Annotated in this window: 19 protein-coding genes; 18 read left to right on the top strand and 1 reads right to left on the bottom strand. The window is 58.3% G+C overall.

Going from position 1 to position 16865, the window contains the following annotated elements; translation table 11 throughout:
- The first annotated feature begins 1 nt into the window (after position 1).
- The 4 genes from bsaP (at position 2) to nadC (ending at position 2827) form a co-directional block, all read left to right on the top strand.
- Positions 2–262: a biotin synthase auxiliary protein BsaP gene (bsaP, locus tag CEPID_RS07870; protein WP_047240507.1), complete on the top strand. Its 261-nt coding sequence runs from the start codon at positions 2–4 to the stop codon at positions 260–262.
- Between the two features lie 14 nt (positions 263–276).
- Positions 277–804, top strand: coding sequence for a hypothetical protein (locus CEPID_RS07865; protein ID WP_047240506.1), 528 nt, complete (start codon positions 277–279; stop codon positions 802–804).
- An 89-nt stretch (positions 805–893) separates the two neighbouring features.
- Positions 894–1958 carry a quinolinate synthase NadA gene (gene nadA / locus CEPID_RS07860; protein WP_047240505.1) on the top strand — a complete coding sequence of 355 codons (1065 nt, stop codon included), beginning with the start codon at positions 894–896 and terminating at the stop codon, positions 1956–1958.
- Positions 1958–2827 (top strand): carboxylating nicotinate-nucleotide diphosphorylase, encoded by an 870-nt coding sequence (nadC, locus tag CEPID_RS07855; RefSeq protein WP_047240504.1) that lies wholly within the window; start codon positions 1958–1960, stop codon positions 2825–2827. The genes nadA and nadC overlap by 1 nt, the downstream gene beginning before the upstream one ends.
- Positions 2828–2869: 42 nt before the next feature.
- On the opposite strand, the gene CEPID_RS12500 is transcribed toward nadC, so the two are convergent.
- Positions 2870–3985 carry a YbjN domain-containing protein gene (locus tag CEPID_RS12500; RefSeq protein ID WP_052843445.1) on the bottom strand — a complete coding sequence of 372 codons (1116 nt, stop codon included), beginning with the start codon at positions 3983–3985 and terminating at the stop codon, positions 2870–2872.
- 397 nt (positions 3986–4382) lie between these two features.
- Here CEPID_RS12500 and hisD point away from each other — a divergent pair, with 397 nt between their 5' ends.
- The 14 genes from hisD to pyk all read left to right on the top strand — a co-directional run bounded on the left by hisD (position 4383) and on the right by pyk (position 16837).
- The gene (hisD, locus tag CEPID_RS07845; protein WP_047240503.1) at positions 4383–5693 is read left to right on the top strand and encodes a histidinol dehydrogenase; all 1311 of its coding nucleotides are present in this window, start codon (positions 4383–4385) and stop codon (positions 5691–5693) included.
- A 2-nt stretch (positions 5694–5695) separates the two neighbouring features.
- Entirely contained in the window at positions 5696–6787 is a 1092-nt protein-coding gene (locus CEPID_RS07840; RefSeq protein WP_047240502.1) for a histidinol-phosphate transaminase, read from the top strand.
- Entirely contained in the window at positions 6778–7374 is a 597-nt protein-coding gene (gene hisB / locus CEPID_RS07835; protein ID WP_047240501.1) for an imidazoleglycerol-phosphate dehydratase HisB, read from the top strand. Before CEPID_RS07840 ends, hisB begins: the two co-directional genes overlap by 10 nt.
- 30 nt (positions 7375–7404) lie before the next feature.
- Positions 7405–7650 (top strand): hypothetical protein, encoded by a 246-nt coding sequence (locus tag CEPID_RS07830; RefSeq protein ID WP_047240500.1) that lies wholly within the window; start codon positions 7405–7407, stop codon positions 7648–7650.
- Between the two features lie 49 nt (positions 7651–7699).
- Positions 7700–9082 carry an MFS transporter gene (locus CEPID_RS07825; RefSeq protein WP_083984516.1) on the top strand — a complete coding sequence of 461 codons (1383 nt, stop codon included), beginning with the start codon at positions 7700–7702 and terminating at the stop codon, positions 9080–9082.
- Between the two features lie 158 nt (positions 9083–9240).
- A complete protein-coding gene (gene hisH / locus CEPID_RS07820) occupies positions 9241–9882 on the top strand; it encodes an imidazole glycerol phosphate synthase subunit HisH (RefSeq protein WP_047240499.1) in 642 nt (213 codons plus the stop codon).
- Positions 9883–9924: 42 nt separating this feature from the next.
- A complete protein-coding gene (priA, locus tag CEPID_RS07815; protein ID WP_047240498.1) occupies positions 9925–10668 on the top strand; it encodes a bifunctional 1-(5-phosphoribosyl)-5-((5-phosphoribosylamino)methylideneamino)imidazole-4-carboxamide isomerase/phosphoribosylanthranilate isomerase PriA in 744 nt (247 codons plus the stop codon).
- Positions 10661–11449 (top strand): inositol monophosphatase family protein, encoded by a 789-nt coding sequence (locus CEPID_RS07810; protein WP_047240497.1) that lies wholly within the window; start codon positions 10661–10663, stop codon positions 11447–11449. The genes priA and CEPID_RS07810 overlap by 8 nt, the downstream gene beginning before the upstream one ends.
- 118 nt (positions 11450–11567) lie before the next feature.
- Positions 11568–12329 (top strand): imidazole glycerol phosphate synthase subunit HisF, encoded by a 762-nt coding sequence (gene hisF, locus CEPID_RS07805; RefSeq protein WP_047240496.1) that lies wholly within the window; start codon positions 11568–11570, stop codon positions 12327–12329.
- Positions 12329–12712 (top strand): phosphoribosyl-AMP cyclohydrolase, encoded by a 384-nt coding sequence (hisI, locus tag CEPID_RS07800; protein WP_047240495.1) that lies wholly within the window; start codon positions 12329–12331, stop codon positions 12710–12712. Before hisF ends, hisI begins: the two co-directional genes overlap by 1 nt.
- A gap of 22 nt (positions 12713–12734) precedes the next feature.
- Positions 12735–13382, top strand: coding sequence for a TIGR02234 family membrane protein (locus CEPID_RS07795; RefSeq protein WP_047241431.1), 648 nt, complete (start codon positions 12735–12737; stop codon positions 13380–13382).
- Positions 13383–13551: 169 nt separating this feature from the next.
- Positions 13552–14361, top strand: a complete 810-nt coding sequence (gene trpC / locus CEPID_RS07790; RefSeq protein WP_047240494.1) for an indole-3-glycerol phosphate synthase TrpC — start codon at positions 13552–13554, stop codon at positions 14359–14361.
- A 119-nt stretch (positions 14362–14480) separates the two neighbouring features.
- Entirely contained in the window at positions 14481–15371 is an 891-nt protein-coding gene (lgt, locus tag CEPID_RS07785; RefSeq protein ID WP_083984416.1) for a prolipoprotein diacylglyceryl transferase, read from the top strand.
- A gap of 44 nt (positions 15372–15415) precedes the next feature.
- Positions 15416–16837 carry a pyruvate kinase gene (gene pyk / locus CEPID_RS07780; protein ID WP_047240492.1) on the top strand — a complete coding sequence of 474 codons (1422 nt, stop codon included), beginning with the start codon at positions 15416–15418 and terminating at the stop codon, positions 16835–16837.
- The last annotated feature ends 28 nt before the right edge of the window (positions 16838–16865 follow it).

Here is a 16865-nt window from a genome sequence, read left to right as displayed (position 1 = left end):
CATGAAAACTACCGAGAACACCGAGCTGCTCGAAGCCCTGCTTACCGACGCCAAGCCGGTCTACCACCCGAACACCGGGGAAAAGATCCCGGAGAATGGCGACCTGATTATTGAGTTGTCGCCAAGCGCCCGTGCTGGGTTGGAGGCGCCACGGTATTGCCAGATTTGTGGTCGTCGTATTGTCGTGCAGATCCGCCCGGATGGTTGGGACGCAAGGTGTTCCCGGCATGGCAGCGTCGACTCGAAATACCTGCACCGCTAGACTAATTCACCATTATGATTGCCACCCCGCCCATCCAACGCAGCCTTGTCCCGCCGATCCTTGGTTTCTACTCTCGCTTGTTCCTCGTGACGATGCTGGTGTTTGGTCTGGGTGGAGTGGCTTGGGGGTGGTGGCGGCCGACTGTCACTGGGGTGATCAGTGATCAGGATGGAATCGAATTCACTGATCCGGAACAGGTCAACGCCAGTGTCGAGTTTGTGAGCTTTGCAGGGTTGGCTGGGCTGTGTTTGTTCCTGGGGATCGCCGTAGCTAGCTACGCTGTGGTTCGAGGACAACGATTTGTCGGACCACTAACGATGCTGGTCACCGCAGCGATGTGTTGGATTGGTAGCCTATTGAGCTACAGCGCGGGGACATTTCTGGCCAATCAGTTAGTCACATTGCCGGACACAGAATCTTTGGCGGTCGGCACCGCGGTGACCTTCGTGCCGTCGATAAGCCCAGGGATGGCGATGTTGGTCGCCCCCGCGGTAGCCATCGTGAGTTATTGGGTCATCGTGTTGCTGAGTCGGGAGGCTTAGTCGCACCTAAGCGAAGCCACTTTTTAATCCCCGTTCAGTGCAGGTAGATGCGTGGGTCAAGCATGAAGGACATAACGAAAGGTGTGGAGATGAGCGTGGAGACTTCGGCAAGTTCGCGGCTAGCAAAGCTGGATTCGCCGTTGCGGGCTGCTGTGATCGAGCGTCCGGAAGGATGTGCTGGGGTTGAGGCAAACGAACACTGGCGTTCCGAGATTCTTCGGCTCAAACAGCAACGCGAGGCCGTGATCCTGGCGCACAACTATCAGTTGCCGGAAATTCAGGACATCGCAGACTTTACCGGCGACTCCCTCGCATTGTCCAGGATCGCCGCACAAACCTCGGCGAAAGTTATCGTGTTTTGCGGGGTGCATTTTATGGCCGAGACCGCAAAAATCCTGTCACCCGAGAAAACTGTGTTGATCCCTGATGCAGAGGCCGGTTGTTCGCTGGCCGATTCCATCACAGCTGAACAGTTGGCGGAGTGGAAAGCCGATTACCCCGATGCCGTTGTGGTGTCGTATGTCAACACCACTGCAGCAGTCAAAGCGCTTACCGACGTCTGCTGTACTTCTTCCAATGCCGTCGACGTCGTGGCGTCTATTGACCCCGACAGAGACATTTTGTTTTGCCCCGACCAGTTCCTAGGTGCCCATGTGATTCGTGAGACGGGGCGGAGCAACATCCGCACTTGGGCCGGGGAATGCCATGTCCACGCCGGTATCAGCGCCAAGCAACTAGAAGCTGCCGCGCGGCGTCATTCCTCGGCCGAACTCTTTATCCACCCGGAATGTGGTTGTGCGAACTCCGCCATCTACTTGGCCGGCGAAGGCGAGATCGACCCGCAGCGCGTGCACATGCTTTCCACCGGCGAAATGATCACCAGTGCCCGCGCCACCAAAGCTGGCACAACAGTCCTAGTCGCCACTGAACTAGGGATGTTGCACCAGCTGAAGAAGTCCGCACCAGAGGTTGACTTCACCCCTGTTAACAGCCGCGCCGAGTGTGGATACATGAAGCGGATTACCCCAGCAGCGCTACTGAAATGCCTTGTCGACGGCACGGACGAGGTCAATATCGAAGAAGAAGTCCGCACCAAAGCGCACGAAAGCGTGCGCCGAATGATCGCTATTGGCACCCCAGGAGGTGGCGAATAATGACTGCGCTACAAATCGACCTGGAGGCAGCTAGGCCAATCATCACGATGGCCATCGCGGAAGACTTAGCATACGGTCCGGACATCACGACCCTTGCGACGGTGGCAGCCACCCATCGGTGTACTGCGCGGGTGATTAGTCGCGAAGCGGGCATCGTCGCAGGCACGCCACTAATTGACTTCACGCTGCGTCTCGTCGCCGAAGCTGTCAACCATGATGATTCCTTCTCGGTCGATGTGCTGATAGCCGACGGTGAGCCGGTACGGCCTGGGGATTGTGTGGCAGTAATTGAGAGCAACACTTCCTTGTTGCTCACGGCTGAGCGGACTCTACTCAATTTGGTGTGTCATCTCAGTGGGGTCGCTAGCGAAACTGCCCGCTGGGTTGCGGCTGTCGACGGCACTGGGGCGAAAATCCGGGATTCCCGCAAAACCATGCCTGGCCTGCGGGCACTGCAGAAGTATGCGGTCCGGGCCGGCGGGGGAGTAAACCATCGGATGGGGCTCGGCGATCAAGCGATGGTAAAGGATAATCATGTAGTCGCCGCCGGGTCTGTTCTCAACGCGCTGCGCCTTGTGCGCGAGCAATACCCAGAGATCCCCTGCGAAGTGGAAGTTGATACCCTCAAGCAACTAGACGAAGTCTTGCTCGCTGCACCAGAGGAAATCTTGATTGATAATTTCGAGACGTGGGAAACTCAGGTCGCAGTGCAGCGACGTAACGCGCTGTCACCACAAACCAAGTTGGAAGCCTCCGGCGGCCTCACCCTGGATCGCGCCCGTGAAGTGGCTGCATGTGGTGTGGAATACCTAGCGGTGGGTTCACTGACACATTCAGTTCGGGCCCTGGACCTGGGGTTGGATTTCTAGCCGGGTGTGCAAGCCCTGAACGTCGATCATCGCGCCAAACAACTATTCGGGCCAGCGCACCGCTGAGGTGCCGCTGAGCTCGAGGCTGAGGCCGTCGATAGCTTTCAAGATATCGTGCATAGCGATGACCAGGTTTTCCTCTAATTGGGCATCGGTGAGCCCCGTTTCAACGCTTACCGCGTACTCTACGCGCAGCTGTAGGCCGTTGTCGTCTTCCTGCCACAGCGCCCGCGTCGTGGCGGCGGCGTAATTCCAGTCATTGGTGGCCAGGAATGCGCGCAGCCGGTCCACTTCAGGATCCAAGTTCGCGTCCCAGTGTCCACGGATGAGCAGCGACGGGCCGTTGTCAATGAAGGCGGCAAGGAAGATTTCATTGATGGCGGTGACTAGGAAGTCGCCTTCGGCATCCGAGTTTTCGATGCCCACTTCTGCGAAGATTTCCTGTACCCGGGAAATCGTCACGGGTTGCGGCACAACGTCATCAGTTTCTGCGGGCAGGGCTAGGCCATCAAGGACGTGTGCATAGAAATCGGGATGAAGCGGAAGGCTACGGAGCTTGTCGTCTGAGTCGATGGCGTAGCGATGTACGAGTTCGGTGCGCAGTGCCCGGTCGTCCTCAAAGGCCATGGCTATGTCATTGATTTCGTAGACCGCTTCGCCGAAGTTGTCGCGTAGTTCATCGATGGCCATATGCGAAGTGTCTGTGGCTTTCAGGAAGAATTCCGAAAGCTGCTGCATAGAAATTCCGGCCCCGACCGCCAGGTGGCTGCGGAACTGCACGCTCAAGTCGCCCTCGTCGGTGAGATGGAACATCCCAGTGGGATTAATGCGCTCGGCATTCCAGGTAGAAAGAAAATCAACCAGTGAATTGACCTCGGCTAAAGAAAGCCGACAGCGCAGCTGCGCCACCGAAAGAAGGTAGGCCCGCGGGGCGGTCGTAAAAGCTAGGAGATGGCGGTGGAGTTCCCACGGCAGCAAGAGCCGGTCGGCGCCTTCTGAAAAGTGCATTCCGTGGATGCGGGCGACATCGACCAGCATGTCAAGTGTCGGTGTGACTACTGTGGGGTCGTCAGCGCGGGCAATATTGTCACCGGCATCATGGCCGTTGGAGTTGTCGGGGGCATTGCGCTGCGGGGAGTCGTCATCAGGCGTGGACATGATTGCAACTACCCCCTTTTTTTCTTCTTTGATCGTGGTTGAGGGTGTGGGATACAGAACCTCAAGTTCAGTGCAGGTCCTTGCCTCATCCGAAAAGCTAATGGTGAACAAAACCCAAATTTACGCGCTGGTCGACACGATATTCAACTACCCCAGTTCGAGGCTAAGGATTCGGTGAGATACTCGCTGCAGCCAAGCAAGGGGCGGGTGCGACGCTACGATGGTGACATACTATGCTTTAGAGTGCGTATTATGCACGGCTCGGTGAACATCATTGTTCACTTGTGCGTGCCAGGCCGGAAAAATAAGTAGCCCGCCGACGTGGGACGACGGTACCGCTACCCACATTGGGGCCTGACAATGGTTGAAAAACGACTCTCGGAAAGGAGTGACGCTCATGCTAAATATCATCGACATGCGTGGACAGGAGGCGACGTACGCCCATCTGCGCCGGACATTGCCCCGTGGCCAGGTTGATATCACCTCGACGCAAGAGCTTGTTGCTCCGATCGTGGCGGATATTCGCCAGCGTGGGGCAGCGGCCGCCTTGGAGTACGGCGAAAAGTTCGACCACGTACGGCCTTCCGCACTGAAGGTCCCGCAAGAGGTCGTCGATAAGGCACTTGCGGACCTCAAGCCCGAGGTGGAAGCTGCGCTCAAAGCTGCCATTAGTCGCGTGCGCACCGTACACGCCGCCCAGAAGCCACAGGCGACCTCCGTGAAACTAGCTGATGGCGCAGTGGTGCGTGAGGAGTTCCTCCCGGTCAAGCGGGTGGGACTCTATGTGCCTGGCGGCAATGCGGTCTATCCGTCCAGTGTCATCATGAATGTGGTGCCCGCGCAGGAAGCGGGAGTGGAGAAGCTGGTCGTCGCTTCGCCTCCGCAGGCTGATTGCGGTGGCTGGCCGCATCCGACTATTTTGGCTGCGTGTGCTCTCCTCGGTGTCGACGAAGTGTGGGCTGTCGGCGGAGCCCAAGCCGTCGCGCTGTTGGCCTACGGCGATGACGAAGCCGATTGCGAGCCGGTAGACATGATCACTGGTCCGGGCAATGTTTTTGTCACCGCAGCCAAACGCTTGGTCCGCGGAGTCGTGGGAATCGACGCGGAAGCGGGCCCGACTGAAATCGCTATCATCGCTGATGACACCGCTAATCCGGTGTTTGTGGCCTATGACTTGATCTCGCAAGCAGAACACGATGTTATGGCGGCCTCCGTACTGATCACCGATTCCCCTGACCTCGCCGAGGCGGTCAATCGAGAGATTGCCGCCAGGTTTTCCGTGACCCTCAACGCAGATCGTGTCGCTGAGGCGCTCACCGGGCAGCAGTCAGGGATTGTGCTGGTCGATTCGCTTTCGCAAGCCATTGACGTCGCTAATGCTTATGCCGCGGAGCACCTCGAGATCCACACGGCGAACGCCAACGCGGTAGCCGCTCAAATCCATAACGCAGGCGCAGTGTTCGTCGGCGAACATGCCCCGGTGCCCCTGGGCGACTACGCCGCGGGTTCCAACCATGTCCTGCCCACCTCAGGCTCAGCGGCGTATGCTGCTGGCTTATCGACGCACACCTTCCTCAAGCCCGTGCACTTTATTGAGTACGATGCGCAGGCACTCGCGGACATCGCTGAGGCTGTCATCACCTTGGCGGATGAAGAACGCCTGCCGGCCCACGGAGAAGCGATCAAAGCACGACTGGAGAATCGATAGTCATGGCTCTACAAGATTTGCCCTTGCGCGAAGAACTACGCGGAAAGTCGGCTTATGGGGCGCCACAGCTCGACGTAGCGGTGCGCCTGAACACCAACGAAAATCCGTATGCGCCGTCAGCAGCGCTCATCGATGACCTTGTCGCAGAGGTGGCCCGCCAGGCCACGTCACTCAACCGCTATCCGGATCGCGATGCCGTCCAACTACGGGAAGCGCTGGCGGCATACCTCACGAAGCAGACCGGGGTGCAGGTCAGCACAGAGAACGTGTGGGCTGCCAATGGCTCCAATGAAGTGCTGCAACAGCTCCTCCAAGCCTTCGGTGGGCCAGGTCGCACCGCGATGGGGTTCAGCCCAAGCTATTCGATGCACCCAATCCTTGCTCAGGGCACTTACACCGAATTTCTGGCCGTGCCTCGAGGTGCCGACTTCCGGATCGATATGGATCGGGCGCTGGCCAAGATCACGGAATTTTCGCCCGATGTCGTGTTTGTGACGACTCCAAACAACCCCACCGGAGATGTCACTTCCTTGGCGGATATCGAAAAGTTGCTGCACGCAGCCACGGGGATTGTCATCGTTGACGAAGCTTATGCCGAGTTTTCTGCCTCGCCATCGGCAATCGAGCTGCTACAGAAATACCCGAACAAGCTGGTCGTCTCTCGGACAATGAGCAAAGCCTTTGACTTTGCTGGCGGCAGGTTGGGCTACTTCGTAGCCGACCCAGCGTTCATCGAAGCGGTGATGTTGGTGCGTTTGCCCTACCACCTTTCCACTTTGTCGCAGGCAGCTGCGATCGTGGCGCTGCGCCACCAAGACGACACACTGGCAACGGTCGCACAGCTGGCTGCGGAACGCGACCGCGTTATCACCGAGTTGCTTGAGATGGGCTACGAGGTGGTGCCCAGCGAGGCCAACTTCGTCTTCTTTGGTAGTTTCGCAGATCAGGCTCGCGCGTGGCGGGAATTCCTAGACCAAGGGGTGTTGATCCGAGATGTGGGCGTCGATAAGCATTTGCGCGCTACCATCGGACTACCTGAGGAAAACGATGCGCTGCTGGCAGCAGCGAAGAAAGTGAAACAGTCATGCGCATAGGATCGGCACGTCGCACGACCAGTGAATCGGACATCGAGGTCGATATCAATCTCGATGGCACCGGTCAGGTCAGTGTGGATACCGGGGTACCATTCTTCGACCACATGCTCACGGCATTCGGAGTGCATGGAGCTTTTGATCTCACGGTGCGGGCCAACGGGGACACGCACATCGATGCGCACCACACCGTTGAAGACACCGCCATCGTGCTGGGCCAGGCACTATTGCAGGCAGTGGGAGACAAACAGGGCATCCGCCGATTTGGCTCCGCCCAACTTCCCATGGATGAGACGCTGTGCGAAGCGATCGTGGATATTTCCGGGCGCCCATACTTCGTGATTACAGGCGAACCAGAACATATGCTGCACCAGGTCATCGGCGGCCACTACGCCACCGTGATCAACGAGCACTTCTTTGAAACCCTTGCCCTCAACTCCCGCATCACCCTGCACATTCGCTGCCACTACGGCCGCGATCCGCACCACATCACCGAGGCGGAATTCAAGGCGGTCGCGCGCGCCCTACGCATGGCGTGCGAAGCAGACCCCCGCCTCACGGGAATTCCTTCCACCAAGGGGTCGCTGTAAAAAGCAACCACAATTGCTAAAGTGGCCAGGATGACACACTTCAGTGCGTCGGCAGGGGGCTTTTCGACGCCCGCTGCCACAGTACTCGCTCAAGCTCAACAATCGACCGACCGCTATTGGCTGGTTTACCTGTTATTTATCGTGGCAGGTTTGCTCGTCGGCGGCGCGTATTCGGCTTATCAAGCTCGATCGAAGAAGTTGACCTACCTGTTGGCAGTGCTAGCTGCAGTGGCTCTGGCTGCTGGGTTGGCGTGGATGATTGGAGAGATGACCTAAATTGGTACGCCAGGCGCTCACTCGTGCTGAACTAGAACAGCTGGAGAGCATGTGGAAGGCGCCAGGCTATCTTGCCACGATCGTCGCAGTAGCAGCAGCGTTTGGTGGCTGGTCGCTCCTGTTGCCTGTTGTGCCGCTTGCGGTCATCAACAATGGCGGTTCCGAAACACTGGCTGGCGCCACCACCGGTGTCTTCATGGCAACGACCGTAATCACTCAGGTGATCACACCACGGCTGTTGCGACGCTTTGGCTATTTCCCGGTCATGGTTGTCTCCGCGACATTGCTAGGCCTTCCCGCGCTGGGTTACCTGCTCGGCATGGACCCGGCAACGGTATTGACGGTGTCCGCGATCCGCGGAGTCGGCTTCGGGGCGCTGACGGTGGCCGAGTCAGCACTCATCGCCGAGCTGGTGCCCATGCGATTCCTCGGTAAGGCATCCGGCACCCTCGGCTTGGCGGTTGGATCTTCTCAGCTCGTGTTTTTGCCACTGGGCCTCTACCTCGCCGACCAGGTCAGCTTCACTTCTGTGTACGTGAGCGGGGCAATCGTTGCGCTCATCGCTGTGGCGATGTGTCTGCTCATCCCACGACTCAAGCCCGATTCCCCGCAAACAGAGTCCACGTCCCAAGACCCAGCGACACAGGTGGCCACCTGGAAACTCGTAGCGGTGCCCGCCGTGGGGATTTCGGTGACCTCGATGGGATTCGGTGCGGTCTCATCTTTTCTTCCAGCCGCGGTTCGGCAGGCTGATCCGTTGCATGGAGCACTCGCGGCCGGGGTAGTGCTGTCAATTGTTGGCGGGGCTCAAATGATTCTGCGTTATGTCTCTGGCATGATCGCTGATCGACGCGGTGCCCCCGGAAGCACCATGGCTCCGGCGCTGCTGTGCGCGGCCAGCGGACTTGCACTCATGAGTTTCTCGATCACCCACCACCTTCCAGTGTGGTGGCTGTTTATCGCCGCTTGTCTGTACGGCGGTGGCTTTGGCGCGGTCCAAAACGAGGCACTGCTCACCATGTTCATGCGGATGCCTCGGTCTCGCGTCTCGGAGGCTTCGGCGTTGTGGAACATCTCCTTCGATTCCGGAACCGGAATCGGTTCTTTTGCCCTGGGGATGGTGGCTGCTTCCCTCGGGTTCGCTGGTGCATTCCGGACTGCCGCGATTCTCGTACTGGTGGGCTTAATTGCCACGGTGCTCGATAGTTTCGCAGGCAAGCACCGGATTGCTGAGCACCACAACACCCGCGCTCGAATCCAACAGGTCACCCGAGTTACTCGGCGGGCGCGGCTACCACGACGGTTCCGGGGGCCGAAACCGGGAGCAATCGGTTCCGTACGCACGGCGGTTCGGGGCGGTCGATCCTCTGCTGGGAGTGTCCCAGAATCGGCGGGGGAGGCGCGCGAACCGAACGCTTCCGAACGTGGGTAGCTGCACCACCCAATCCTGGACTAATGCTTCCAGACTTGAGCACATAAAGATAAAGTTATGAGAGTTTCACCGGCCCTGCTGTGGGCACCATCAGCAGATGTGCCCTCCAGCGGAGCCGGCTGCGGAATTCCACTCGCGAGAAAGTAGAACAACACCACATGAGCCCACAGGTAGCCCTGCTTGACTATGGTTCCGGCAATATTCGCTCTGCCCAGCGCGCCTTGGAGCAAGTCGGCGCGGATGTGATCGTAACTTCAGAACCCGAGATCGCATTGGCAGCAGATGGATTGCTCGTGCCAGGAGTGGGGGCGTTCGCGGCGTGTATGGCCGGATTGACCGCGATCAATGGTCACCGCATCATCGGCCAACGTCTGGCTGGCGGTCGCCCAGTACTTGGCATCTGCGTGGGGATGCAGATCCTGTTTGAACGTGGGGTCGAACACGGAGTGCAAGCTGCCGGATGCGAGCAGTGGCCGGGGACCGTCGAAAAGCTGCAGGCGAAGGTGCTGCCCCACATGGGGTGGAACACTGTCGCTGCTCCAGAGGGGTCGCAAATGTTTGCGGGGATCGCGCCACAAGATCGGTTCTATTTTGTGCACAGCTACGGCGTACGGAAATGGGAGTTTGAGGGCGATGGGCTGACCACTGCACCCCAGGTGACGTGGGGTGAACATGGTGGTGATCGCTTCGTGGCGGCCGTCGAAAATGGTCCGCTGTGGGCGACCCAATTCCACCCGGAGAAGTCTGGCGAAGTGGGTTTGGCACTACTGAAGAATTGGTTGCAAAGCTTCGATTCCTGATTGACACGTTTGTTTAGGGCTAAGTAGCTAAACTTTACAATTATGACTTTCACACTCCTTCCCGCAGTTGACGTAATCAATGGCAATGCCGTGCGCCTTCATCAAGGCGTCGCTGGTAGTGAAAAGGTTTATGGCACTGCTGTCGAGCAGGCCCTACGTTGGCAGGACCAGGGTGCGCAGTGGCTGCACTTTGTGGACCTGGACGCCGCATTCGGACGTGGATCGAACCACGAACTGATGGCTGAGGTAGTGCGCTCACTCGATATCGCGGTCGAGCTCACTGGAGGCATCCGCGATGACGCTTCCCTCAAGCGAGCGCTCGATACTGGTGCGCAGCGGGTCAACATCGGTACCGCGGCATTGGAAAACCCAGAATGGGCGGAACATGCGATTGCAGAGTACGGATCTCGCATCGCAATCGGCCTTGACGTGCAGCTTATCGACGGCGAATGGCGGGCAAAAGGCAACGGCTGGGTCACGGACGGGGGAGACCTGTGGGAAATCCTCGAGCGTTTCACTGAGGCGGGTTGTAGCCGTTTCGTGGTCACGGACGTGTCCAAGGATGGCACCCTGACCGGCCCCAATATCGGGCTGTTGCGCGATGTAGCAGCCGCGACAGACGGCAAAATCGTCGCATCAGGTGGCATCTCCACTGTGCAGGATCTGATAAACCTGGCTCAGTTCGCGGAGGAAGGAATCGATGCGGCGATCGTCGGCACGGCGTTGTACGAGGGCAAGTTCACTTTGGCGGAAGCGTTAACAGCGGTGAGTGCTCCGAATGCTTGATGCCCGAATGCTGCTCGCCATCGCTGAGGCGACCATTGATGATGCGGAGAAGGTTTTTCTGGCAAATATCGGGGTCGCTGAGCGGATAGCGAAAGGCGGAAACGACTTCGCCACCACGGCTGACCTTGACATCGAGCGAATGCTTCGTCGGACACTCACCACGATGACCGGCTTGCCGGTCTATGGCGAAGAAGGCGGCGGGGTACTCAGCGACGAAGCGATCTGGGTGGTAGACCCAATTGATGGGACCTCGAATTTCGCGGTAGGCAACCCCATGTGCGCGATTCTGGTCAGCTTGCTGGTGGAATCGAAACCAGTACTGGCGGTGTGCTCGATGCCGGCGCTGGGCAAGCGGCTTTCAGTATGTGAAGGTGGTCCCATCTTGCTGAATGGACAGCCTCAATCACCGTTACCGGAGCCAGACTTGAGCTATTCCCACATCGGGTTCGGCTCCATTGTTGCGAACCATGGGCACGAGTTTCATACCCGCCTGCGTCGCGCTCTTTTGGCAGAGCTCAGCGACGATCACGCCCGACTGCGAGTGACGGGATCCGTGGGTGTCGATTTGGCCTTTGCCGCCCTAGGGGTGTTTTCATCCGTCGTGACTTTCAGCCCCTTTGCCTGGGACAACGCCGTCGGGGTGATGCTAACCGAAACCGCGGGGCTAACGGTCACGGACTTGCATGGCAACCCCTGGACGCCGCAATCCACGGGGGTGATTGCCGGAACACCAGTCCAGCACGCACACATTCTCGGCACCATCAATGACATTCGTGCTTGAACCCCGCGTCAGCCCGAACCACTAAGCAGCAAACGATTGCGGTGTGCAGGGCACCACAGTGGTAGCAACTTCAGGAAGTTCATGCACGCCGCCTCAAACCAAGGAATAGATGTAGAAAATGGCACTTGCAGTTCGCGTTATCGCTTGTCTCGACGTCGACAATGGCCGAGTCGTCAAAGGGGTGAACTTTGCTAACCTCGCCGATGCTGGCGATCCGGTGGAATTGGCAGCTCGATATGACGCTGAAGGTATCGACGAATTGACCTTTCTCGATGTCAGCGCCTCGAAAGAGGGACGTGGCACGATGCTTGATGTCGTGCGTCGTACCGCTGATCAGGTGTTTATCCCGCTCACAGTAGGCGGCGGGGTACGCAGCGAAGACGACGTCGATGAGCTCCTTCGGGCCGGGGCGGACAAGGTCAGCATCAATACCTCAGCGATCGCTCGACCTGAGTTGATCCGGGAGCTTTCCGAGCGCTTCGGTGCCCAATGCATCGTGCTGAGCGTGGATGCACGGCGTGCGGCGCAACAGCCGTCCGGCTTCGAGGTCACCACCCACGGTGGTACCAGGTCCGCTGAATTGGATGCAATGGAATGGGCACGCTTGGGAGCCGAATTGGGCGCGGGAGAAATTCTGCTGAACTCCATGGATGGCGACGGTACTAAGGCAGGCTTTGACACGGAACTCATCGAGAAAGTCCGCGCTGTGGTTGATGTGCCAGTTATCGCTTCAGGAGGCGCCGGAAGCGCAGCGCATTTTCCACCAGCGGTAGCTGCCGGAGCGGACGCAGTTTTGGCTGCCAGCGTGTTCCACTTCGGCACGGTGGCGGTCGCTGAAGTCAAAAACGCCTTGTCCGACGCGGGATTTGAGGTACGCTGATGACTTCCGAAAACCCAGCCGACTACGTGCTTGACCCTGCTATCGCCGATAAGCTGACCTTCACTGATGCCGGCCTGATCCCGGTGATTGTGCAGGCCGAAGCTTCGCATGAAGTTTTGATGATGGCCTGGATGGACAGCCATGCCTTGGCCTACACCTTGGCGAGCAGGCGCGGAACGTACTTTTCCAGGTCACGCAACGAATATTGGATCAAAGGCCTGACGTCTGGACACGTCCAGGAGGTAGTCTCGGTCCAACACGATTGTGATGGCGACAGCTTGCTGATGATCGTTCGCCAGACCGGGGCGGCTTGCCACACCGGATCCCGCACCTGTTTTGACGACCGGGTGCTGTTGGATGTGCAAACCCCGGGGCTAAGCTAGCGGTGTGAAAGGACCAGTGATGATGGCTGAACCAAAAAATCGCAACCGTCGCGCCCGCTTCGCCACTGCGTTGTTGGCGCTGGCAGCGGTACTGCTGTGGGGAGCCTCGCGACTGACGTGGCTGACCGTAGAGATCTTTGACGACAAATCCGGTGCCGCCACCCATTCCTTGGTGGGAGCGACGTGGTCTACCGAGCAGTCGGCGATTGCGTTGCTGCTGGTGGCAAGCGTAGTGGCTGCCCTAGCTTTAAGACGTGTCGGTCGTCGCCTCATCGGATTGGTCTCGACCATCGGCGCAGTCATTGCTAGCTGGGCACCGATGCAACTTCTGGCGCAAGGGGGAGATCCAGCCCGAGCCAAAACTATCTTGACCTCGGGAGCTGCCTCGCAGCGTTCTTCCGCCCCGGTGACCGTGGCCCAGTGGGCAGAGATTACCAACATGAAAGTTTCCGTCCTCGGACCGACTCTCGCGCTGGTCGCCTGCGCCGGTGCGTTATTTGCCGCGATCGTTTTGCTCGTGCGACCCGGAGCTGATTCGCCACGGAAGAATCGATATGAAACGAAACGAACGCGGGAGGAAAAGATCTCTGCTGATCTTGCTGCTGAGCCCAATTCGCAACGTGTGCTGTGGGACGCCATCGACGCAGATATTGATCCCACCGAAAAATAGCAGCGTGGTTTCGCACCGCGGTCCGGGGGTGGGTGACGTGCTGTTATGGCCAAGTCAACCGCCTTCGATGCACTGTGATTTCTTACGCAGGGGGGTAGGCGATTAGCCTGGAAGTGGTTAAGCAATCCTGGCTGAAGATTTTTGACACGGTGATGGGGGTGACGCTGATATGGCGACGGTCTTCGATCAAATCGTGCAGGGCGTCATCGAAGACGTTGCTGCGCGGGAAGCCAGGTTGCCATTCAAAGAGATCAAAGCGATGTCTCGAGCCGCCGAACCGCCCCGCGATGCCGTTGCGGCCCTGCTGCAAAACGGGTGTGGCGTGATAGCGGAAATCAAGCGTGCTACCCCGCTCAAAGGCCAAATCGCTGAAATTGCAGCGCCAGCCGACCTTGCCCTGCAATTTGAGGCCGGCGGGGCGAGAATTATTGGTTGTCAGACGGAACGACGCCGGTTCCAGGGATCGCTGGACGATTTGCGCGCGGTGAAGAGTGCAGTCAGTGTGCCAGTGATGAGTAAAGATTTCATCGTGGATCCGTACCAAATCCATGAGGCCCGATTCTATGGGGCCGACATGGTCCCGCTCGTGGTGTCCGCCCTAGACCAAGCGCGGTTGTCCTCGCTGTTGGATCGGGTAGAGTCCTTAGGCATGACTGCGCTCGTAGAGGTGCACACCCCGGAAGAAGCCTCGCGGGCGATCGAGGCGGGCGCGACGGTGGTTGGGGTCAATGCGCGAGATTTCCGTTCGATGACGGTGGACGTTGGGGTGTTCGGCGAGATCGCGCCGGGTCTGCCTCGGGAAACCATCCGCGTCGCTATGTCCGGGGTGCGTACGCCCACGGACTTGATGCGTTATGCCAGCAGTGGGGCGGATGCCGTCGTCGTCGGCGAAACTTTGGTCACGGCAAGCGAGCCTGCCCAGTTGGTGCGGACTTTGGTGGCCGTGGGGCAGCACCCGGCGACCCCGACCACGCGCTAGGGCACACTCTTAAGTATTGCTACCCATTTCTGGCTTTGTTCAGGCAAACTGGTTGGGTACGTGCGCAAGTTTGGTCTATGGTTTTTGATATTTAACCGAAAAGTAGAGGCAGTTCTTCCGTGATTTCTCATACTCAGGCGTTCATTCCGTCACCGCCTCAAGGGGTGTGGCAGGTGGGGCCGGTGCCGATTCGTGCTTATGCGTTGTGCATCGTTGCAGGGATTATTGTTGCGGTTGTCGTGGCGCAACGGCGATACCGAGCGAGAGGGGGAAACCCGGAGGTAGTGCTTGATGCAGCTTTGGTTGCCGTCCCTGCCGGGATCGTTGGCGGACGCCTTTATCACGTTGCCACTGACTACAATCAGTACTTTTGCTCGGATTGCAATCCGGTGGACGCGCTCAAGATCACAAACGGTGGTCTAGGAATTTGGGGTGCAGTACTCCTCGGTGTGTTGGCCGTGTGGGTGATGATGCGTATGCGTGGGCTTCCGCTCGCGCCGCTTGCCGACGCCGCCGCGCCAGGAGTCATCTTGGCACAGGCGATTGGGCGACTCGGCAACTGGTTCAACCAGGAGTTGTATGGCGGGCCTACCTCACTGCCGTGGGGACTAGAGATCTACTATCGTGTTGATCCCAATGGCTCTTTGGCGCCGTTGACCGGCCATTCCACCGGCGAGGTCATTGATGTGGTGCATCCAACCTTCCTTTACGAGTTGCTGTGGAACGTTGCTGTTTTCGTTTTCTTGGTACTCGTAGATAGGTGGCGCAAGTTGGGCCGTGGCCGAGTGTTCTGGCTCTATGTAGCTGGTTACACCTTGGGCCGATTTTGGATTGAGTTGATGCGCTCGGATCATGCCACCCTGGTCTTTGGTCTGCGAATTAACACCATTACATCTTCTGTGCTGTTCGTCATTGCTTTAGTGATGGTTTATCTACTTCGCGGGCCTAGGGAGACCCCAAGTGAGGTAAATCCCACCCAATCGGAAGTAAACAAAAGTATTCAAAATTAGCGTTGCTGTGGCTGCCAACGCCTTTGCGTACTAGGGTGGTGGGCGTGAAGAGACGAACAAAGATTGTATGTACGCTTGGTCCAGCTGTGGCAAGCAAAGAGGGCATCCTCGGTCTAGCCCAGGCTGGAATGGACGTGGCCCGCATGAACTTCTCCCACGGAGATCATGCCGACCACGAGCAAAACTACCGCTGGGTCCGTGAAGCCACCGATGAAACCGGGCATGCAATTGGCGTGCTCGCCGACCTGCAAGGGCCGAAAATTCGCCTGGGTCGGTTTATCGAAGGCGCTACCGTGTGGGAAACCGGAGAAACCGTCCGCATCACTGTCGACGACATCCAGGGCACCCACGACCGAGTTTCCACCACCTATAAGAACCTCGCGAAGGACGCTAAGCCCGGCGATCGCCTGCTTGTCGACGACGGCAAGGTTGGCCTCGTCTGCATCGCAGTAGAAGGCAACGACGTGGTGTGTGAGGTCGTCGAAGGTGGTCCGGTTTCCAACAACAAGGGCGTGTCCTTGCCCGGGATGGATATTTCGGTCCCTGCACTCTCCGAAAAAGACATCCGTGACCTACGATTTGCCCTCAAGCTAGGCGTTGACTTCGTAGCGCTGTCCTTCGTGCGTTCGCCCGCCGATGTGGAACTCGTTCATCAGGTGATGGATGAGGAAGGGCGTCGCGTGCCGGTTATTGCAAAGCTGGAGAAGCCCGAGGCGGTTGACGCCCTGGAATCTATTATCCTGGCGTTCGACGCTGTCATGGTCGCCCGTGGCGACCTCGGTGTCGAAGTTCCGCTTGAGGAAGTCCCACTAGTGCAAAAGCGCGCAATCCAGATCGCCCGCGAAAATGCGAAGCCAGTCATTGTGGCTACCCAGATGCTGGATTCGATGATTGAAAATTCCCGGCCGACGCGTGCGGAAGCTTCGGACGTCGCAAATGCTGTGCTAGACGGTGCTGATGCCGTCATGCTCTCTGGCGAGACGTCCGTTGGTAAGGATCCGCAAAATGTGGTGCGGACGATGTCGCGCATCGTCACTGCTGCTGAGGCTGATGCGCAGACTCCACCGTTGTCGCACATTCCGCGCACCAAGCGTGGCGTGATCTCATATTCTGCCCGAGACATCGCCGAGCGTTTGAATGCGAAGGCGCTGGTGGCGTTCACAACTTCGGGTGATACCGCCAAGCGACTGGCTCGTTTGCACAGCCGCCTGCCACTATTAGTTTTCACCCCAAACGTGGCGGTGCGTTCGCAGTTGGCACTGACGTGGGGCGTTGAGACGTTCCTGTGCCCAACGGTGCGTTCGACCGATGACATGATGGTCGAACTAGACCGCGCCTTGCTGGTGCTGGACGAATACCAAGAAAATGACATGATGGTGGTTGTTGCGGGTACCCCTCCGGGTGTGTCTGGAAACACCAACATGATTCACGTTCATATGCTGGGTGAAGACGTTAACCAAATGTAACTGATAGTCGCCCTTTGTCCCGGTGAGG

The organism is Corynebacterium epidermidicanis (genome assembly GCF_001021025.1).
GTDB classification, from domain to species: domain Bacteria; phylum Actinomycetota; class Actinomycetes; order Mycobacteriales; family Mycobacteriaceae; genus Corynebacterium; species Corynebacterium epidermidicanis.
This window is presented reverse-complemented; position numbering and strand designations above follow the sequence as displayed.